The sequence below is a fragment of the Enterobacter sp. BIDMC 27 genome (assembly GCF_000534415.1).
Lineage (GTDB): Bacteria > Pseudomonadota > Gammaproteobacteria > Enterobacterales > Enterobacteriaceae > Enterobacter > Enterobacter hormaechei_C.
This window is the reverse complement of record NZ_KI973178.1, coordinates 4495669-4514500: the sequence shown is the minus strand read 5'-3', so window position 1 is coordinate 4514500 and position 18832 is coordinate 4495669. Positions and strand designations below refer to the sequence as shown.

Annotated in this window: 18 protein-coding genes; 15 read left to right on the top strand and 3 right to left on the bottom strand. The window is 57.4% G+C overall.

The features are described 5' to 3' along the window. Position 1 precedes the first annotated feature (1 nt). A complete protein-coding gene (locus L463_RS01585) occupies positions 2-1171 on the bottom strand; it encodes a M20 aminoacylase family protein (RefSeq protein WP_023304334.1) in 1170 nt (389 codons plus the stop codon). A 171-nt stretch (positions 1172-1342) separates the two neighbouring features. Here L463_RS01585 and L463_RS01590 point away from each other — a divergent pair, with 171 nt between their 5' ends. Next, the gene (locus L463_RS01590; protein ID WP_032102900.1) at positions 1343-3697 is read left to right on the top strand and encodes a helix-turn-helix domain-containing protein; all 2355 of its coding nucleotides are present in this window, start codon (positions 1343-1345) and stop codon (positions 3695-3697) included. Here L463_RS01590 and queD read toward each other — a convergent pair. Beyond that, complete coding sequence (gene queD / locus L463_RS01595; RefSeq protein WP_006811776.1) at positions 3682-4047, bottom strand: 6-carboxytetrahydropterin synthase QueD; 366 nt, start codon at positions 4045-4047, stop codon at positions 3682-3684. The genes L463_RS01590 and queD overlap by 16 nt on opposite strands. A 303-nt stretch (positions 4048-4350) precedes the next feature. Between queD and cysJ the strand changes: the two genes are divergently transcribed. The 3 genes from cysJ to cysH all read left to right on the top strand — a co-directional run bounded on the left by cysJ (position 4351) and on the right by cysH (position 8702). Continuing rightward, positions 4351-6156 carry an NADPH-dependent assimilatory sulfite reductase flavoprotein subunit gene (gene cysJ, locus L463_RS01600; protein ID WP_032102899.1) on the top strand — a complete coding sequence of 602 codons (1806 nt, stop codon included), beginning with the start codon at positions 4351-4353 and terminating at the stop codon, positions 6154-6156. Then, positions 6156-7868 (top strand): assimilatory sulfite reductase (NADPH) hemoprotein subunit, encoded by a 1713-nt coding sequence (gene cysI / locus L463_RS01605; RefSeq protein WP_015571717.1) that lies wholly within the window; start codon positions 6156-6158, stop codon positions 7866-7868. Before cysJ ends, cysI begins: the two co-directional genes overlap by 1 nt. Positions 7869-7967: 99 nt before the next feature. Further along, positions 7968-8702, top strand: coding sequence for a phosphoadenosine phosphosulfate reductase (gene cysH, locus L463_RS01610; protein WP_015571716.1), 735 nt, complete (start codon positions 7968-7970; stop codon positions 8700-8702). Positions 8703-8795: 93 nt separating this feature from the next. Here cysH and L463_RS01615 read toward each other — a convergent pair whose 3' ends face one another. Next, positions 8796-9839: an aminopeptidase gene (locus tag L463_RS01615; protein WP_015571715.1), complete on the bottom strand. Its 1044-nt coding sequence runs from the start codon at positions 9837-9839 to the stop codon at positions 8796-8798. Positions 9840-10076: 237 nt separating this feature from the next. On the opposite strand from L463_RS01615, the gene cysG reads away from it, so the two are divergent. From cysG to L463_RS01670, 11 genes are all read left to right on the top strand, one after another. Beyond that, positions 10077-11435, top strand: coding sequence for a siroheme synthase CysG (gene cysG, locus L463_RS01620; RefSeq protein ID WP_032102898.1), 1359 nt, complete (start codon positions 10077-10079; stop codon positions 11433-11435). Between the two features lie 9 nt (positions 11436-11444). Continuing rightward, a complete protein-coding gene (gene cysD / locus L463_RS01625; RefSeq protein ID WP_006811770.1) occupies positions 11445-12353 on the top strand; it encodes a sulfate adenylyltransferase subunit CysD in 909 nt (302 codons plus the stop codon). A 9-nt stretch (positions 12354-12362) separates the two neighbouring features. After that, entirely contained in the window at positions 12363-13787 is a 1425-nt protein-coding gene (gene cysN, locus L463_RS01630) for a sulfate adenylyltransferase subunit CysN (RefSeq protein ID WP_015571714.1), read from the top strand. Further along, positions 13787-14392: an adenylyl-sulfate kinase gene (gene cysC, locus L463_RS01635; RefSeq protein ID WP_023304329.1), complete on the top strand. Its 606-nt coding sequence runs from the start codon at positions 13787-13789 to the stop codon at positions 14390-14392. Before cysN ends, cysC begins: the two co-directional genes overlap by 1 nt. Before the next feature lie 58 nt (positions 14393-14450). Then, on the top strand, positions 14451-14777 hold the full coding sequence (locus L463_RS01640) for a DUF3561 family protein (RefSeq protein ID WP_023304328.1): 327 nt from the start codon (positions 14451-14453) through the stop codon (positions 14775-14777). Between the two features lie 79 nt (positions 14778-14856). Continuing rightward, the gene (ftsB, locus tag L463_RS01645; protein WP_003862095.1) at positions 14857-15168 is read left to right on the top strand and encodes a cell division protein FtsB; all 312 of its coding nucleotides are present in this window, start codon (positions 14857-14859) and stop codon (positions 15166-15168) included. A 19-nt stretch (positions 15169-15187) separates the two neighbouring features. Then, positions 15188-15898 (top strand): 2-C-methyl-D-erythritol 4-phosphate cytidylyltransferase, encoded by a 711-nt coding sequence (gene ispD / locus L463_RS01650; RefSeq protein WP_017382818.1) that lies wholly within the window; start codon positions 15188-15190, stop codon positions 15896-15898. Continuing rightward, positions 15898-16377: a 2-C-methyl-D-erythritol 2,4-cyclodiphosphate synthase gene (gene ispF / locus L463_RS01655; RefSeq protein ID WP_015571711.1), complete on the top strand. Its 480-nt coding sequence runs from the start codon at positions 15898-15900 to the stop codon at positions 16375-16377. The genes ispD and ispF overlap by 1 nt, the downstream gene beginning before the upstream one ends. Continuing rightward, complete coding sequence (gene truD / locus L463_RS01660; RefSeq protein ID WP_032102897.1) at positions 16374-17423, top strand: tRNA pseudouridine(13) synthase TruD; 1050 nt, start codon at positions 16374-16376, stop codon at positions 17421-17423. Before ispF ends, truD begins: the two co-directional genes overlap by 4 nt. After that, positions 17404-18165 carry a 5'/3'-nucleotidase SurE gene (surE, locus tag L463_RS01665; RefSeq protein ID WP_017382816.1) on the top strand — a complete coding sequence of 254 codons (762 nt, stop codon included), beginning with the start codon at positions 17404-17406 and terminating at the stop codon, positions 18163-18165. The genes truD and surE overlap by 20 nt, the downstream gene beginning before the upstream one ends. Beyond that, positions 18159-18785, top strand: a complete 627-nt coding sequence (locus L463_RS01670; protein WP_015571709.1) for a protein-L-isoaspartate(D-aspartate) O-methyltransferase — start codon at positions 18159-18161, stop codon at positions 18783-18785. Before surE ends, L463_RS01670 begins: the two co-directional genes overlap by 7 nt. The last annotated feature ends 47 nt before the right edge of the window (positions 18786-18832 follow it).

Sequence of the window (18832 nt, the reverse complement as noted above, 5' to 3'; positions counted from 1 at the left end):
ATCAGCGCAGATAGTGTTCGGTCAGTGCGGCCCACAGCGCCGCGCCGGTGAGGAGAATGTTGTCGTTAAAGTCGTAGCCCGGGTTATGTACCATGCAGCGGTCAGGCTCATCCCCGGCGCCAAGCGTGAAATAGCATCCATTGGGATTTTTCTCGAGCATGAAAGCAAAGTCCTCGCTGCCCATAAACGCATTGACCTCCGCGACGGCATCCTGACCGAACAGATCGGTGGCGACGCTGCGCACCATCTCGTTGGCTTGCGGATTGTTTTTCAGCACCGGGCTGCCGTTAATGTGTCGAATGGTGGCCGTCGCATTGAAACTTTCCGCCTGTGCAACGGCGATATCATGGATACGCTGTAGCACGGTTTGCCGCACGCTTTCATCCAGCGTGCGCACGGTAAGTTTCATCAATACTTTGTCGTTGATAATGTTAGGGGCGTGCCCGGCCTGAATGCTGCCTACGGTAACGACGGCTGGCTGGAAGGGGGTAATGTTGCGCGAAACAATGGACTGCAACGCGATAGTGATATGACAGGCAACCAGGGTGGCGTCAACGGTATGTTCTGGCACCGCGCCGTGACCACCCACGCCGTTAACCTCAATATGAAGGGTGTCGGAAGAGGCCATCATGGCGCCATCGCGCAGACCAATTTTTCCGAGGGGCTGTGACGGCATATTGTGCAGGCCAAAGATGTGGTCGCAGGGGAACAGGTCAAACAAACCGTCCTCTACCATAACGCGTCCGCCATACAGAAGTTCTTCCGCGGGCTGAAAAATAAGGTGCAGCGTGCCGTTAAAATTGCGGGTGCGTGCCAGGTACTCCGCTGCATACAGGAGCGTTGTGGTGTGGCCGTCATGACCGCAGCCGTGGAATTTACCCTCAACGGTACTGCTCCACGCCTTGCCGTTGTTTTCCTGCATTGGCAGCGCATCCATATCGGCGCGCAGGCCCAGGCGTTTATGCCCGTTACCCACCTTCAGTGTGCCGACCACACCGGTTTTCGCCAGGCCGCGATGAACCTCATATCCCCATTCCTGAAGCAGCGCTGCAACGCGATCGCTCGTGTTGTGCTCCTCAAAACCAATTTCAGGATGCTGATGAAAATAGTGACGTAATTCAGTGAACCGGGCTTCGTTGCCACGCAGAGCTTCGATAATTGGATGTGTCATTTTTGTTATCCTTTTTCTGCCAAACGATGATAATTTCGAGTCTATGACGATCGTCCCGCCTGAAAATGCATTTTTTTGTTGTAAAGCGACGGCTTTATTTTGATTGTTTTTCATACAATTCAGTTATGACAAAAAAGATCAGGTCATTTTTTGTCTTTGGTGAGGGATAAGATGGCGCAACGGGGAGATGAGTTTTGGATAGAGATTCAGGACATTCGCCACTGCGTGGAGGATGAAGGCGATACGCTAACGTTGCTCTGGGTGCTGGAAGGGCGGGCAGAGCTGAACACCGATGTGGGACGTGACATCCTGGAGGCCAATACCCTTGCTATCATCAACCGTCATCGGCGCTGGCAGTTCACGAGCGAAACGGCAAATGTCACCCTGCGCGTAACCCTTTCCGGGCGCTGGGTCGTCCAGCTCTGCAATGATTTTTTTGCCCATGATTATGCTGTACCGGCAGAAGCCGGAGGCGTCTGGCCCCAATGCGATGCGCTTCGCGATCTGCTGCGCCAGCTTCTTGTGGTCACCCTCATCAACGACCCGCACCGCTACCGGCTGGAGGCGTACCGCTGGCTGAGCGAGATATTGCTGTTGCTGACCAGCCGCTTTCAACAGCCCGCCCGTATGCTGTCCCGGGAACTTTCATCAGCGCACAGCAAACGCATCGCCCGGGTGATAGAGCGGATCAATGCCAGTTATTCCCGCCGTATTACGCTTGCGGAAATCGCCGCGAGTGAATATGTCTCTGAAGCCTGGCTCTCTCGTCTCTTTCGCAAGGAGGTGGGGATCAGTTTCATGCAGTACATCACCCACCTGCGGCTGGAAAAGGCGGCCGACGCTCTCAGGCTGACGAACCGACCGCTGCACCAGATTGCGCTTGAGCAGGGTTTCGCCAGCACGCGTATGATGAGCGATCGGTTCAGGCGTGTTCACAATATGTCTCCGGGTGAGTTTCGTAAGGCCCGGCGCCAGCACCCGGAGGCGGCACGTATTCGGACGGACAGGCGTGAGCAGCGCTATCCGGTCGCCGTGGACAAGCTGTTTAGCCTGCTCAATGAACCGGTGGCGCGCGGTTGGGGAGCCTCGCCGCTCATCGTTCATCCGCAGCAGGAGCAGAGCCTGGATCTTGAGCAGCTCAATCCTCTTTCTGCCTCGCTGCGCCGTATGCGGGTGGTCATTACCCTGCGTGAGCTCGACGATTTGCTGCGTGAGGACGTTCGACAAAATCTGGAGGCGATAAATGAGGCCATTCCCATTGAGGGAATTGATATCGCCGAACCTTTTCTCAGCAGTCGTCTGTTTGCCACCGGGTGGGATGACCCCCAGATGGCGGGCTACGCCTGCTGGTACAATCTGCATCAGCTCTTCACCTGGCTGGCAAAAAAGCAGTGGACGGTGCTACTGCACACCGGCGTAACGACCCGTCGCGATCTTCTGACCCGTTTTTTACAACAGTCGGTTAATCATTTTTCGCCAGAGATCACCGCGGGCTGGCACTTCGTCATGCACTGGTCAACACAGGCAAGTGAGGAGACCCGGGAGCAGGTCTGGCTGGCCCAGCAAAAGGCAATACGAACTTATCTTCCGCAGGCAAAGTTTGGTTTATGGCACCGATTTGCCCCCGTCAGCGCGGGCGTAAGCGACGATACCCTGTTCAGTTCAGCCATCCTGATGCAGGCCGATTTTCTTGCCTGTTCGGCCGATGCTAATGAACTTCTCGATCCCGCGCAGCTGGAGGCAACCCCTCTCTCCTCAACGGAAAATTATCCGATACTGAAGGTCCGCCAGATCCTCGCCGCCCTTCGCCTGCGAAAAAGTTCGCTTCCCGTCTGGCTTCTCTCCTGGAATACCCTCACCGGCAACACGCGGGCGACAAACGGCTGGTTTTTTCGTGGGGCGCTGCTGATGCAGAACCTGCTCGGGCTTTCGGAGCAGGTCTGGCTGGCGGGATTCTGGCTCAATTCGGGCCTTCAGGGAGAAGCTCGTGCGAACAACACCATCGATACCTCAAGCCTGGCGCTACAGTATAACCATGGTCTGCCGCGTCCGGTTTATTGGGTACTCTGGCTCTGGCAACGTCTGCGGGGCGAGGTGCTGGTCAATGATAAGCGTGTCCTGCTTACGCGCCATCGCAATGGTTATCAGCTGTTGCTGCGTAATGTGGTGGTTTTTAATCCGCTCCTTTCCAGTGAAGAAGCATTCATCCAGCGTTTTCGCCAGCAGTATCATTTGCACCTGAAGGGAATGCGCGGTAAATGGCGAATTAAATGTCATCTGTTTGATCAGCACAACGGCGCGCTCTATCCGTTACTTGAAGGGGTTGGCAGCGAAAGCGGCCCTGATGAAGAGATGTGGCGCTGGATAGCGCATAAAGCGCGTCCAACGCTTTCCGTACGCGATGAACGCCTTTATGACGGCTGGCAACTGAGTGAATCACTGGAGAGTAATGCGCTGGTGCTCTACGAGTTTACGCCGCTCGTGCCTCGTGAGGCCGCAACGGAGGAGATTCACTCCCCGCGGTAGACGCAGCCTGCCGTGCAGGTCTCTTTGATCATCACCGCGCTCAGCAGCGGCACCAGCGGTTTCATCTGATCCCAAATCCATTTCGCCAGCACTTCGCTGGTCGGGTTTTCAAGGCCGGGAATATCATTCAGATAGTAGTGATCGAGACGATCGTAGGTCGGCTTAAACGCGGCCTTCAGTTCGGCAAAGTCCATGATCCAGCCCGTATGGGGATCGACTTCACCGGTGATTTCAAGACGCACCATAAACGAGTGTCCATGCAGGCGGCCACATTTGTGCCCGGCAGGAACGTGTGGAAGGTGGTGTGCGGCTTCGAAGGTGAAATCTTTAAACAGTGTGGTGGACATCATAGCTCTCAGGAATGCGGAAAAAACCGCCGCATAGTACCGGAAAGCACAATTTTTATCATTAACTAAAACGGCTCTGAACGGTCACCGCCTCGTATTCATGGTGTTTATCGGCTTTTATTGTTTTATTTCAGATAGTTATTTAATCGCTTTTATCGTTAAGAACGATAACTAAAACAGGTTAGTCCATTTGGTTATTTATTATTTCCATCCCTTCTTTAATTGTTATTATCCCCGCCGTTAACCTTATCTTCAGTTTGGATTTATTCGCTTAAAGTCCGCTTTGCTACTGGAACATAACGACGCATGACAACACAGGCCCCACCTTCAAATTTGCTTCCCCTTAACCCGGAGCAACTGGCGCGCCTCCAGGCCGCGACTTCCGATTTTTCACCCACCCAGCTCGCCTGGGTCTCCGGCTATTTCTGGGGAATGCTGAACCAGCAGCCGGGTGCTATGGCTGGCGTCCCGCCAACGGCCGTTGAAATTCCTGCCATCACGCTTATCTCCGCTTCGCAAACGGGTAATGCCCGTCGTGTGGCCGAAGCGCTGCGTGATGACCTGCTCGCCGCGAAGCTGAACGTTAACCTGGTCAACGCCGGGGATTATAAATTCAAACAGATCGCGTCAGAAAAACTGCTGGTGGTGGTGGCGTCAACGCAGGGGGAAGGCGAGCCTGCGGAAGAAGCCGTCGCGCTGCATAAGTTCCTGTTCTCGAAAAAAGCGCCCAGGCTGGAGGGCACCGCCTTTGCCGTCTTCGGCCTCGGTGATACGTCCTATGAATTTTTCTGCCAGTCCGGTAAAGACTTCGACAGCAAGCTGGCGGAGCTGGGTGCAGAGCGCCTGCTGGATCGCGTAGACGCTGATGTCGAATACCAGGCCGCCGCCGCCGAATGGCGGACGCGCATCGTTGAGGTGCTGAAGGCCCGCGTCCCGAAAGAGACGCCAGCGCAGGCCGCCGTTACCGCAGCGGGCACCGTCAACGAAATCCACACCAGCCCTTACACGAAAGAGGCGCCGCTGACGGCGAGCCTGTCGGTAAACCAGAAAATCACGGGCCGTGATTCGGAAAAAGACGTGCGCCATATCGAAATCGATCTCGGTGACTCCGGCCTGCGTTATCAGCCTGGCGATGCGCTGGGCGTCTGGTATCAGAACGATCCGGCGCTGGTGAAAGAGCTGGTCGAGCTGCTGTGGCTGAAAGGCACGGAGCCGGTCCAGGTGGAAGGTAAAACCTTACCGCTCTCTGAGGCGCTTCAGTGGCATTTCGAGCTGACGGTGAACACCGCCAATATCGTTGAAAACTACGCCACCTTAACGCGCAGCGAGTCCCTTCTGCCGCTGGTGGGGGACAAAGTGAAGTTACAGCATTACGCCGCGACGACGCCGATTGTCGACATGGTGCGTTTCTCCCCGGCACAGCTGGATGCCGACGCGCTGATCGGCCTGCTGCGTCCGCTGACGCCGCGTCTTTACTCCATCGCCTCTTCACAGGCGGAAGTGGAAAACGAAGTCCACATCACCGTTGGCGTGGTGCGTTACGACATCGAAGGCCGCGCGCGCGCGGGCGGGGCGTCGGGCTTCCTGGCCGACCGCGTGGAAGAAGAGGGCGAGGTGCGCGTCTTTATCGAACACAACGACAACTTCCGCCTGCCGGCAAACCCGGAAACGCCGGTGATCATGATTGGCCCGGGCACCGGCATCGCACCGTTCCGCGCCTTTATGCAGCAGCGTGCAGCGGACGAGGCGCCGGGTAAAAACTGGCTGTTCTTCGGCAACCCGCATTTTACTGAAGATTTCCTCTACCAGGTTGAATGGCAGCGCTACGTCAAAGAGGGCGTGCTGACCCGCATCGATCTGGCCTGGTCCCGCGATCAGAAAGAAAAAGTATACGTACAAGACAAACTGCGCGAACAGGGCGCAGAGCTGTGGCGCTGGATCAATGACGGCGCCCACATTTATGTCTGCGGCGACGCCAATCGCATGGCGAAAGACGTTGAGCAGGCACTGCTGGAAGTGATTGCCGAATTCGGCGGTATGGATGCCGAAACGGCGGATGAATTTTTAAGTGAGCTGCGCGTAGAGCGCCGTTATCAGCGAGATGTCTACTAATGAGCGAAAAACATCCTGGCCCACTGGTGGTCGAAGGCAAACTGTCTGATGCCGAGCGCATGAAGGTAGAGAGCAACTACCTGCGCGGTACCATTGCCGAAGATTTAAATGACGGCCTGACCGGCGGTTTCAAAGGCGACAACTTCCTGCTGATCCGTTTCCACGGTATGTACCAGCAGGACGACCGCGATATCCGCGCCGAACGTGCCGAACAGAAGCTGGAGCCGCGTCATGCGATGCTGCTGCGCTGCCGCCTGCCGGGTGGCATCATCACCACCAAACAGTGGCAGGCGATCGACAAGTTTGCCGGTGAAAACACGATTTACGGCAGCATCCGTCTGACTAACCGTCAGACCTTCCAGTTCCACGGCATTCTGAAGAAAAACGTCAAGCCGGTGCACCAGATGCTGCACTCCGTGGGGCTGGACGCGCTGGCGACCGCCAACGACATGAACCGTAACGTGCTTTGCACCTCGAACCCGTATGAGTCCGAGCTGCACGCCGAAGCGTACGAGTGGGCGAAGAAGATCTCCGAGCACCTGCTGCCACGCACGCGTGCCTATGCGGAGATCTGGCTCGATCAGGAGAAAGTCGCGACCACGGACGAAGAGCCGATCCTCGGTCAGACCTACCTGCCGCGCAAATTCAAGACCACGGTGGTTATCCCGCCGCAGAACGATATCGACCTGCACGCCAACGACATGAACTTCGTGGCGATTGCCGAAAATGGCAAGCTGGTCGGCTTTAACCTGCTGGTGGGCGGCGGTTTGTCCATCGAGCATGGGAACAAGAAAACCTACGCCCGCACCGCGAGCGAGTTCGGCTTCCTGCCGCTGGAGCACACGCTGGCCGTGGCTGAGGCGGTGGTTACTACCCAGCGCGACTGGGGCAACCGTACCGACCGTAAAAACGCGAAAACCAAATACACCCTGGAGCGCGTGGGCGTCGAGACGTTCAAAGAAGAAGTGGAGCGTCGCGCGGGGATCAAGTTTGAGCCGATCCGCCCTTACGAATTCACCGGTCGCGGCGATCGCATTGGCTGGGTGAAAGGTATCGATAATAAATGGCACCTGACGCTGTTTATTGAAAACGGTCGTATTCTGGATTATCCGGGCCGCCCGCTGAAAACCGGTCTGCTGGAAATTGCTAAGATCCATAAAGGCGAGTTCCGCATTACCGCCAACCAGAACCTGATTATTGCCGGCGTGCCGGAAAGCCAGAAGGCGAAGATCGAGAAGCTGGCGCGCGATCATGGATTGATGAATGCGGTTAAACCGCAGCGTGAAAACTCGATGGCCTGCGTGTCGTTCCCGACCTGCCCGCTGGCGATGGCCGAAGCGGAACGTTTCCTGCCGTCCTTCACTGATAAAGTGGAAGCGATTCTGGAAAAACACGGTATTCCGGACGAGCATATTGTTATGCGCGTCACCGGCTGCCCGAACGGCTGCGGTCGCGCGATGCTGGCCGAGCTGGGTCTGGTGGGCAAAGCGCCGGGTCGTTACAACGTGCACCTTGGCGGCAACCGTATGGGGACGCGCATTCCGCGTATGTACCGTGAAAATATTACGGAACCGGAAATTCTTGATTCCATCGACGAGCTTGTCGGGCGCTGGGCGAAAGAGCGTGAAGCGGGTGAAGGCTTCGGCGACTTTACGGTGCGTGCGGGCATCATTCGCCCGGTGCTCGATCCCGCCCGGGATTTCTGGGAGTAACGCATCCTTTGCCCGGTGGCGCTTCGCTTACCGGGCCTACGGGTTTTGTAGGCCGGGCAAACGCAGTGCAGCCCGGCAAAACAGGCAAACGAGGTTCTTATGTCCGTACTCGATCTAAACGCCCTTAATGACCTGCCAAAAGTCGAACGCATTCTGGCCCTGGCAGAAACCAACGCCCAGCTGGAAAAACTCGACGCCGAAGGGCGCGTGGCGTGGGCGCTGGAAAACCTGCCGGGTGACTATGTGCTGTCGTCAAGCTTTGGCATCCAGGCGGCGGTCAGCCTGCACCTGGTGAATCGGCTCCGCCCGGACATTCCGGTGATCCTCACCGATACCGGCTATCTGTTCCCGGAGACCTACCAGTTTATTGACGAGCTGACGGACAAGCTCAAGCTGAACCTCAAAGTTTACCGCGCGACGGAAAGCGCGGCCTGGCAGGAGGCGCGCTACGGCAAGCTGTGGGAACAGGGCGTTGAGGGCATTGAGAAATACAATGAGATCAACAAGGTCGAGCCGATGAACCGGGCGCTGAAAGAGTTGAACGCTCAGACCTGGTTCGCGGGCCTGCGCCGCGAGCAGTCCGGGAGCCGGGCAACGCTGCCGGTGCTGGCGGTGCAGCGCGGCGTGTTCAAAGTGCTGCCGATCATCGACTGGGATAACCGCACGGTGTACCAGTATCTGCAAAAGCACGGGCTGAAGTACCATCCGCTGTGGGATCAAGGCTACCTGTCGGTAGGCGACACCCACACCACGCGTAAATGGGAACCGGGAATGGCGGAAGAAGAGACGCGATTCTTTGGGCTGAAGCGCGAGTGCGGGCTGCACGAAGGGTAATGTTTTTTCGCCCGGTGGCGCTGCGCTTACCGGGCCTACAACGGCACAAAACGTAGGCCCGGTAAGGCGTAGCCGCCACCGGGCTTAACGACATCAGGCTTTCCCTGCTTTCGCCAGTTCCTTCACCAGCGGCAGCATCACTTTCACGACATCCCGGCTGCGGTGCTCAATCCGCTGCGGCAGCGCTTTATCAATGTGCTGCTGATTATCCAGCCGCACATCATGCCAGCTGGTCCCGTCCGGAAAGGCTTTCGATTTGCTGCGCTGCTGATAGCCATCTTTTTTGCCCAGCGCCCAGTTCGTCGCCTCGACGTACAGCACCGGAATGCCCGCTTTATCAAACACTTCACCGTCATTACAGCAGCCTGTGCCTTTAGGATACTGCGGGTTACCGCCCGGATTTGTCGCGGCATAGACGCCATGCGTGCGGGCAAGCGCCAGCGCGCGGTCGCGGGTGAGTTTACGTACGCTGCTCGGTGTGCTCTGTCCGCTATTAAAATAGAGCTTATCCCCCACGATCAGATTATCGAGGTTAATCACCAGCAACGTATTTTTCTTCTCCTCAGCGCTCATGCGCTTAAGGAGATTCTCAGCGCCGAGTTTTCCTTCTTCTTCGCCGCTGGTCGCAACAAAGCGAATGCTGTATTTCGTCGGAATATTCTTCAGGCGTTCGGCCAGCTCAAGCATCACGCCCAGACCCGCCGCATTGTCATCCAGTCCCTGAAGCGTCAGCCCGCCGAGGTTATTATCGACATCGGCGTCGCTCAACGGCGTGTAGGTATCAAGGTGCGCCATAATAATAATCTGCTCAGCCGCCTTTCCTTCGTGCGCCGCAATGACCGTGCTGCCGGTTACGTTATGCCAGTTCTGCGTTTTATTGCGTGTGGTATAGATGTAGCGGCTGTGGAAAGCGCGAATGTCGCTCTCATAGCCCATATCCGCAAATTGCTGACGGATATAGTCTGCTGAGAGCATCTCGGCTGGGGTTCCGGTCATACGGCCCGGAAAGACCGTCGCAATATGCCGCGCCTGCATACTGGCTATTTCACCGTAAGATTGATTTTTTGCCTGAGCCGGAAGGATAAAGCAAACGCCGAGCGCCAGGGCAACGAATCGGTGGCGCATTGCGGAAAACATAGTGAGTCCTTAAAAACAGAGCAAAATTTTAACCCGCATAGTATGAAACTGTGATCGGGTAGACACAATTTGAATTGCTCCTAAATGCCCGAAATTTCGCGTGTTAAGCACTTTTTGATATTTGCTTTTCCACGGCGTTATTCCATTGAGTAACTACTCATTCCAATTCGTAATTTCATTCGATCTAAGCCGCCCCCTATAGTCCCTTTATTCGTGGTTGTTAGTGAGTTGTTGCCTGTGGACTATCTCCCCCTTTTTGCTGCCTTAAAAGACCGACCGGTACTGGTTGTCGGGACGGGTGAAATTGCCGATCGCAAAATCGCCTTCCTGCAACGCGCCGGGGCGCAGGTGCAGATCGTTGCAGAGGCGGGTTTTGAAGAGTCTCAGATCGACAGCGTGGTGCTGGTGATTGCGGCAACCGAAGATCGGGCGCTCAACCGCCGCATCTCCGACGCAGCTCAGGCCCGTCACCGTCTGGTGAACGTGGTAGACGACCAGCCGTTATGTTCATTTATCTTCCCGTCGATTGTCGACCGCTCGCCGCTGCTGGTGGCGATCTCCTCCGGCGGCACCGCCCCGGTGCTGGCGCGCGTGCTGAGAGAAAAAATCGAAGCGCTGCTGCCGACCAGCCTCGGACGCATGGCGGAGAAGGCCAGCTACTGGCGCAACCATTTGAAAACGCGTCTGACCAGCGTGACGGAACGCCGTCGCTTCTGGGAGCGTGTGTTTCGCGGCCGCTTTGCCAGCCTGATGCAGGCCGGTAACGAGACGGCGGCGCAACAAATTCTCGAAGACGAACTGGATAACCCCGGCAGTACGGGCGGAGAGATCATTCTGGTGGGCGCCGGGCCGGGCGATGCCGGGCTGCTCACGCTGCGTGGCCTCCAGGTTCTTCAGGATGCGGATATCGTGTTCTATGACCACCTGGTCACCGACGGTATTCGCGAGCTGATCCGCCGTGACGCGGAGCAAATTTGCGTCGGCAAACGTGCCGGCGAGCACTCCGTGCCCCAGCACGACACCAACCAGATGCTGATTGCCGCTGCGAAAGCGGGCAAGACCGTGGTGCGCCTGAAAGGGGGCGACCCGTTTATCTTCGGTCGTGGTGGCGAGGAGTTGCAGGCGGCAGCCGAAGCGGGCGTCCCGTTCCAGGTGGTTCCCGGCATTACGGCGGCGTCTGCCGTCACGGCCTACGCCGGTATTCCGCTGACCCATCGCGATTACGCCCAGAGCGTGACCTTTGTGACCGGGCACTATAAAGCCGACAGCACGCCGTTTGACTGGTCGCATCTCGCCCAGAGCCGACAAACGCTGGCGATTTATATGGGCACGATGAAAGCGGCTGACATCAGCGAACAGCTTATTCAGCACGGTCGCGATGCGACGACGCCAGTAGCGGTGATCTCCCGCGGGACACGCGTCGATCAGCATGTCGCCATCGGCACCTTACAAGACCTTGCAACCCTGGCGAAAGACGCCCCAATGCCCGCCCTGATCGTGGTGGGAGAAGTGGTGCAGCTGCACAGCACGCTCGCCTGGTTCCAACACACAACCGACACAGAAGGCTTTGGCGCTTCTGTTATAAATTTGGCTTAAGGAACGGTTATGGACCAAAAACGACTTACTCACCTGCGGCAGCTCGAAGCGGAAAGTATCCACATTATCCGCGAAGTGGCCGCCGAGTTTTCTAACCCGGTGATGATGTACTCCATCGGTAAAGATTCCAGCGTCATGCTGCACCTGGCGCGTAAAGCGTTTTATCCGGGTACGCTGCCGTTCCCGCTGCTGCACGTGGATACCGGCTGGAAATTCCGCGAGATGTACGAGTTTCGTGACCGTACCGCCAAAGCCTACGGCTGCGAGCTGCTGGTGCACAAAAACCCGGAAGGGGTGGCGATGGGCATCAACCCGTTCGTGCACGGCAGCGCCAAGCATACCGACATCATGAAAACCGAAGGGCTGAAGCAGGCGCTGAATAAATACGGTTTTGATGCGGCCTTCGGCGGCGCGCGCCGTGACGAAGAGAAATCCCGCGCCAAAGAGCGTATCTACTCCTTCCGCGACCGCTTCCACCGCTGGGACCCGAAAAACCAGCGTCCGGAGCTGTGGCACAACTACAACGGCCAGATCAACAAGGGCGAAAGCATTCGCGTCTTCCCGCTCTCCAACTGGACCGAGCTGGATATCTGGCAGTACATCTATCTGGAAAATATTGAGATCGTTCCGCTGTATCTGGCGGCCGAGCGCCCGGTACTGGAGCGCGACGGCATGCTGATGATGATCGACGACGATCGCATTGATTTACAGCCGGGCGAAGTGATCAAAAAACAGATGGTCCGTTTCCGCACCCTCGGCTGCTGGCCGTTGACCGGCGCGGTGGAATCCAGTGCGCAGACGCTGCCCGAGATCATCGAAGAGATGCTGGTGTCGACCACCAGTGAGCGACAGGGCCGCGTGATTGACCGCGACCAGGCAGGCTCCATGGAGCTGAAGAAACGTCAGGGTTATTTCTAAGGAGCCGCCATGAATACGACTATTGCCCAACAAATTGCCGATGAAGGCGGCGTAGAAGCTTATCTGCACGCCCAACAGTACAAAAGTCTGCTGCGTTTCCTGACCTGCGGCAGCGTGGATGACGGGAAAAGTACCCTGATTGGTCGTCTGCTGCATGACACGCGCCAGATCTACGAAGATCAGCTCTCTTCCCTGCACAATGACAGTAAACGCCACGGCACCCAGGGCGAAAAACTCGACCTGGCGCTGCTGGTGGACGGCTTGCAGGCGGAGCGCGAGCAGGGCATTACCATTGATGTCGCCTATCGCTACTTCTCTACCGAAAAGCGCAAATTTATTATCGCCGACACCCCGGGGCACGAGCAGTACACCCGTAACATGGCGACCGGCGCGTCCACCTGTGACCTGGCGATCCTGCTGATCGACGCCCGTAAAGGTGTGCTGGATCAGACTCGTCGTCACAGCTTTATCTCTACGCTGCTGGGGATCAAACACCTGGTGGTGGCAGTAAACAAAATGGATCTGGTGGACTACAGCGAAGCGCGTTTCGACGAGATCCGCCAGAGCTACCTGACCTTTGCTGAACAACTGCCGGGCAACCTCGATATTCGCTTTGTGCCGCTGTCGGCGCTGGAAGGGGATAACGTCGCCTCTCAGAGCGCGAACATGCCGTGGTACAGCGGCCCGACGCTGCTGGAAGTGCTGGAAACCGTTGAAATTCAGCGCGTGGTCGATACCCAGCCGATGCGCTTCCCGGTGCAGTACGTGAACCGTCCGAACCTCGATTTCCGCGGCTTCTCCGGTACTCTCGCTTCAGGCTCCGTGAAGGTGGGTCAGCGCGTCAAGGTGCTGCCATCCGGCGTGGAATCGACCATCGCCCGTATCGTCACCTTTGATGGCGATCTGGACGAAGCCGGGGCAGGTGAAGCGGTAACCCTGGTACTGAAAGACGAAATTGATATCAGCCGCGGCGACCTGCTGGTCGACGCTCAGGAAACGCTGGCGGCGGTGCAGGGCGCATCCGTGGATGTAGTGTGGATGGCCGAACAGCCGCTGACCGCAGGCCAGAGCTATGACATTAAAATCGCCGGCAAGAAAACCCGCGCCCGCGTGGACGGCATTCAGTTCCAGGTGGACATCAACAACCTGACCCACCGTGACGTGAGCGAGCTGCCGCTGAACGGCATCGGTCTGGTGGATATGACCTTCGACGAGCCGCTGGTGCTGGATCCGTATCAGCAGAATCCGGTGACGGGCGGGCTGATCTTCATTGACCGCCTGACCAACGTCACCGTCGGTGCCGGCATGGTCCGCGAGCCTGACGCACAGGCGAGCGTGACGTCTGAGTTCAGCGCCTTCGAGCTGGAACTGAACGCGCTGGTGCGTAAGCACTTCCCGCACTGGGGCGCACGCGATCTGCTGGGAGGCAAGTGATGGCCGCCCATGATGAGAACGTCGTCTGGCATCCTCATCCGGTCACCGTCGCCCAGCGCGAACAGCTCCACGGTCACCGTGGGGTTGTGCTGTGGTTTACCGGGCTGTCTGGCTCCGGTAAATCCACGGTGGCAGGCGCACTGGAAGAGGCGCTGCATCAGCAGGGGGTGAGCACCTACCTGCTGGACGGCGACAACGTGCGTCACGGCCTGTGCAGCGATTTAGGGTTCAGCGATGAAGACCGTAAAGAGAACATTCGTCGGGTAGGGGAAGTCGCCAGCCTGATGGCGGATGCCGGGCTGGTGGTGCTAACGGCATTTATCTCACCGCACCGCGCCGAACGTCAGATGGTGCGTGAGCGCGTGGGGCAGAATCGCTTTATTGAAGTGTTTGTGGATACCCCGCTGGCAATCTGCGAAGCGCGCGATCCAAAAGGGCTGTACAAAAAAGCCCGCGCGGGAGAGCTGCGAAACTTCACCGGCATTGACTCGGTTTACGAAGCGCCTGAATCCCCTGAGATTCATCTGCAAGGTCAACAATTGGTAACAAATTTAGTAAGCCAATTATTAGACCTGCTCAGACGGGACGATATTATCAGATCCTGAGACGGTATCGTTCGGGAGCTGTCTTCCCGAGCGATGAGTCACGGTCACAGGATTAGCTATGCGCAACAGTGAAAACTACATGATTACCACCGGGTCGGAACCGTTAACGACCGACGACGAGACGACCTGGTCCTTCCCTGGGGCGATAGTCGGCTTCGTGTCGTGGTTACTGGCGCTGGGTATCCCGTTTTTGATCTACGGTGGTAACACCCTCTTTTTCTTCCTCTATACCTGGCCTTTCTTTCTGGCGCTGATGCCCGTTGCGGTGGTTGTGGGCGTGGCGCTGCACTCCCTTTTCAACGGCAAGCTCCTGTATAGTACTTTCATCACTATCGCCACCGTTGTGGTCATCTTTGGCCTGCTGTTTTTATGGCTGATGGGCTAACTTACGGCATAATTAAAACCCCGCAGTAGAGTCCAGCGGAAAGTTATGGGATGATGATGCCGTTTTTTCAGGGGGCAGGATGGGTAAACTAACGCTGCTGTTGCTGGCTTTGCTGGTCTGGCTGCAATATTCGCTGTGGTTCGGCAAAAACGGACTGCACGACTACAGCCGGGTGAGCGATGACGTCGCGGCACAGCAGGCGACAAACGCCAAACTTAAAGCGCGTAACGATCAACTTTTTGCTGAAATTGATGACCTCAATGGCGGCCAGGAGGCGATTGAGGAGCGCGCACGCAATGAACTCAGTATGACTAAGCCGGGCGAAACGTTTTATCGCCTGGTTCCGGATGCGTCTAAACGCAATCAGGGCTCCGCACAAAACAATCGATAATCAGGCCCAGGATTACGACATGGCAGCAACTTTTTCGGACGTCTGTGCCGTGGTGCCGGCCGCAGGTTTTGGCCGGCGCATGCAGACAGAGTGTCCCAAGCAGTACCTCTCAATTGGTGATAAAACGATCCTCGAGCACGCCGTGGCAGCGCTGCTGGCGCATGCCCGGGTGAAACGCGTGGTTATTGCCATCAGCCCCGGCGATGCGCGTTTTGCGCAACTCCCGCTGGCACATCATCCTCAGATTACCGTTGTTGACGGCGGCGCCGAGCGGGCCGACTCTGTTCTGGCGGGCATTCAGGCTGCCGGGAACGCGCAGTGGGTGCTGGTGCACGATGCCGCGCGTCCCTGTCTGCATCACGACGATCTGTCACGTCTGCTGGCCCTGAGTGAAACCAGTAACGTGGGCGGCATTCTGGCCGCCCCTGTGCGTGACACCATGAAGCGTGCCGAACCGGGTAAACCGGCGATTGCCCACACCGTCGAGCGCGTGGATTTATGGCACGCGCTGACGCCACAATTTTTTCCCCGCCAATTACTCCACGACTGCTTAACGCGTGCGCTCAAAGAAGGTGCGACCATTACGGACGAAGCCTCGGCGCTGGAGTATTGCGGTTTCCACCCAACGCTTGTTGAAGGGCGCGCTGATAATATTAAAGTGACGCGCCCGGAAGACTTACAGCTCGCGGAATTTTATCTTACCCGTACGACCCCTCAGGAGAAGGCATAATGCGTATTGGACACGGTTTTGATGTACACGCCTTTGGCGGCGTTGGCCCAATTATCATTGGCGGCGTGCGTATTCCATACGAAAAAGGTTTGCTGGCGCATTCTGATGGCGACGTGGCGCTGCATGCGCTGACCGACGCGCTGCTGGGTGCCGCCGCGTTGGGCGACATTGGCAAACTGTTCCCGGACACCGATCCTGCTTTTAAAGGCGCAGACAGCCGCGAACTGCTGCGCGAAGCCTGGCGTCGTATTCAGGCCAAAGGCTACACCCTCGGCAACGTTGATGTGACGATCATTGCTCAGGCACCGAAGATGCTGCCGCACATCCCTCAGATGCGCGTGTTTATCGCTGAAGATCTGGGCTGCCATATGGACGACGTCAACGTCAAAGCGACCACCACGGAGAAGCTGGGCTTTACCGGTCGTGGCGAAGGCATTGCCTGTGAAGCCGTGGCGCTGCTGGTGAAGGCGGTCAAATGACGGATTTCGACAACCTGACGTATCTGCACGGTAAACCGCAGGGCAAGGGTCTGCTGAAAGCCAACCCTGAAGATTTCGTGGTAGTGGAAGATCTGGGTTTTGAGCCGGATGGCGAAGGCGAGCACATCCTGGTGCGCATTCTGAAAAACGGCTGCAACACCCGCTTCGTGGCGGACGCGCTGGCAAAATTCCTCAAAATTCACGCCCGCGATGTGAGCTTTGCCGGTCAAAAGGATAAGCATGCCGTGACCGAACAGTGGCTTTGCGCCCGCGTGCCCGGCAATGCCATGCCCGATTTAAGCAAATTTGAGCTTGAGGGCTGTAAGGTACTGGAGTATGCCCGCCACAAACGCAAATTGCGTCCGGGAGCGTTGAAAGGCAACGATTTCACGCTGGTGCTGCGTGAAGTGACCGACCGCGATGACGTTGAAAAACGCCTGAAGGCCATTACCGAACGCGGCGTGCCAAACTATTTTGGCGCACAGCGCTTTGGCATTGGTGGCAGCAACCTGCTGGGCGCGCTGCGCTGGGCGCAAAGCAGCGCGCCGGTGCGCGACAGGAATAAACGCAGTTTTTGGTTGTCGGCAGCCCGCAGTGCGTTGTTTAATCAGATTGTGAGCGAACGGCTGAAAAAACCGGACGCGAATCAAGTTGTTGTCGGCGATGCGCTACAATTAGCGGGACGCGGAAGCTGGTTTGTGGCAACGGCCGATGAGATGGCCGATGCCCAGTCGCGCGTGGACGCTAAATCGCTGATGATTACCGCCGCCTTGCCGGGCTCAGGCGACTGGGGAACTCAGGGCGAGGCGCTGGCCGCTGAGCAGTCAGCGGTGGCGGATGCGCCAGAATTACAATCATTGCTGGTGCGGGAAAAAGTCGAGGCGGCGCGCCGTGCGATGCTCCTCTACCCGCAACAGCTGAGCTGGAACTGGTGGGATGACGTAACCGTCGAGTTACGCTTCTGGCTGCCGGCAGGTAGCTTTGCCACCAGTGTTGTCAGGGAACTTATCAACACGTCGGGTGATTATGCGAATATTGCTGAGTAACGATGACGGGATCCATGCGCCAGGTATTCAGACGCTGGCGAAACACCTCCGCGAATTTGCGGATGTGCAGGTCGTGGCTCCCGATCGTAACCGCAGTGGCGCGTCTAACTCATTGACGCTGGAGTCTTCACTTCGAACCTTTACCTTTGAGAATGGCGATATTGCCGTCCAGATGGGGACGCCGACCGACTGCGTGTTTCTGGGCGTAAATGCGCTGATGCGCCCGCGGCCGGATGTTGTGGTCTCCGGCATCAATGCCGGGCCGAATCTTGGCGATGATGTGATTTACTCCGGCACCGTGGCCGCGGCGATGGAGGGGCGTCACCTGGGGTTCCCGGCGCTGGCGGTCTCGTTAAACGGCCACACCCACTATGACACTGCCGCCGCGGTAACCTGCTCTATTCTCCGTGCGCTTGGCCGCGAGCCGCTGCGTACCGGACGTATCCTCAATATTAACGTGCCGGATCTCCCGCTGGACGAGATCAAAGGGATCCGCGTGACGCGCTGCGGCAGTCGCCATCCGGCCGATCAGGTTATTCCCCAGCAGGATCCGCGCGGCAATACCCTGTACTGGATCGGCCCGCCGGGAGATAAATGCGATGCCGGGCCAGACACCGACTTCGCTGCGGTGGATGAGGGTTACGTTTCCGTTACGCCGTTGCACGTAGATTTAACCGCTTATAGCGCGCATGATGTGGTGTCGGACTGGTTAGATCGGGTCGGAGTGAACGCGCAATGGTAAGTAAACGTGTACAAACTCTTCTGGAACAATTACGCGCACAGGGGATCGCCAACGAGCAGGTGCTGGATGCGCTTGCCCAGGTTCCCCGTGAGAAGTTTGTAGATGAGGCGTTTGAACACAAAGCGTGGGAAAACGTGGCGCTGCCCATCGGGCAAGGCCAGACGATTTCGCAGCCTTACATGGTGGCGCGTATGACGGAGCTTCTGGAGTTAACGCCAGACTCCCGGGTGCTGGAAATTGGCACCGGTTCAGGGTATCAGACCGCGATCCTGGCCCACCTTGTGCACCATGTCTGTTCCGTGGAACGGATTAAAGGCTTGCAGTGGCAGGCGCGCCGTCGCCTGAAACAGCTTGATTTACATAATGTATCGACACGCCACGGCGATGGATGGCAGGGTTGGCAGGCTCGCGCCCCGTTTGACGCCATAATAGTCACGGCCGCGCCACCTGAAATTCCCGCTGCACTTCTCTCGCAGCTGGACGAGGGCGGCATTCTAGTTTTGCCCGTCGGCGATGAGCAGCAGCTTTTAAAGCGCGTTCGTCGACGCGGCGGCGAGTTTATTATCGATACCGTGGAAGCCGTGCGCTTTGTGCCCCTGGTTAAGGGCGAGCTGGCCTGAGACTCGGATTTTTCCAGGGTTATTGAGGCAAATTCAGCGTATGGTGT

What these genes read in the sequence shown, in the direction of transcription:
- ispF (WP_015571711.1), top strand. Translation starts at nt 15,898, where the DNA reads ATGCGTATTGGACACGGTTTTGATGTACACGCCTTTGGCGGCGTTGGC.
- L463_RS01615 (WP_015571715.1), bottom strand. Translation starts at nt 9,839, where the DNA reads ATGTTTTCCGCAATGCGCCACCGATTCGTTGCCCTGGCGCTCGGCGTT.
- cysI (WP_015571717.1), top strand. Translation starts at nt 6,156, where the DNA reads ATGAGCGAAAAACATCCTGGCCCACTGGTGGTCGAAGGCAAACTGTCT.
- surE (WP_017382816.1), top strand. Translation starts at nt 17,404, where the DNA reads ATGCGAATATTGCTGAGTAACGATGACGGGATCCATGCGCCAGGTATT.
- queD (WP_006811776.1), bottom strand. Translation starts at nt 4,047, where the DNA reads ATGATGTCCACCACACTGTTTAAAGATTTCACCTTCGAAGCCGCACAC.
- cysD (WP_006811770.1), top strand. Translation starts at nt 11,445, where the DNA reads ATGGACCAAAAACGACTTACTCACCTGCGGCAGCTCGAAGCGGAAAGT.
- L463_RS01590 (WP_032102900.1), top strand. Translation starts at nt 1,343, where the DNA reads ATGGCGCAACGGGGAGATGAGTTTTGGATAGAGATTCAGGACATTCGC.
- cysN (WP_015571714.1), top strand. Translation starts at nt 12,363, where the DNA reads ATGAATACGACTATTGCCCAACAAATTGCCGATGAAGGCGGCGTAGAA.
- ftsB (WP_003862095.1), top strand. Translation starts at nt 14,857, where the DNA reads ATGGGTAAACTAACGCTGCTGTTGCTGGCTTTGCTGGTCTGGCTGCAA.
- L463_RS01585 (WP_023304334.1), bottom strand. Translation starts at nt 1,171, where the DNA reads ATGACACATCCAATTATCGAAGCTCTGCGTGGCAACGAAGCCCGGTTC.
- cysC (WP_023304329.1), top strand. Translation starts at nt 13,787, where the DNA reads ATGGCCGCCCATGATGAGAACGTCGTCTGGCATCCTCATCCGGTCACC.
- L463_RS01670 (WP_015571709.1), top strand. Translation starts at nt 18,159, where the DNA reads ATGGTAAGTAAACGTGTACAAACTCTTCTGGAACAATTACGCGCACAG.
- truD (WP_032102897.1), top strand. Translation starts at nt 16,374, where the DNA reads ATGACGGATTTCGACAACCTGACGTATCTGCACGGTAAACCGCAGGGC.
- L463_RS01640 (WP_023304328.1), top strand. Translation starts at nt 14,451, where the DNA reads ATGCGCAACAGTGAAAACTACATGATTACCACCGGGTCGGAACCGTTA.
- cysH (WP_015571716.1), top strand. Translation starts at nt 7,968, where the DNA reads ATGTCCGTACTCGATCTAAACGCCCTTAATGACCTGCCAAAAGTCGAA.
- cysJ (WP_032102899.1), top strand. Translation starts at nt 4,351, where the DNA reads ATGACAACACAGGCCCCACCTTCAAATTTGCTTCCCCTTAACCCGGAG.
- ispD (WP_017382818.1), top strand. Translation starts at nt 15,188, where the DNA reads ATGGCAGCAACTTTTTCGGACGTCTGTGCCGTGGTGCCGGCCGCAGGT.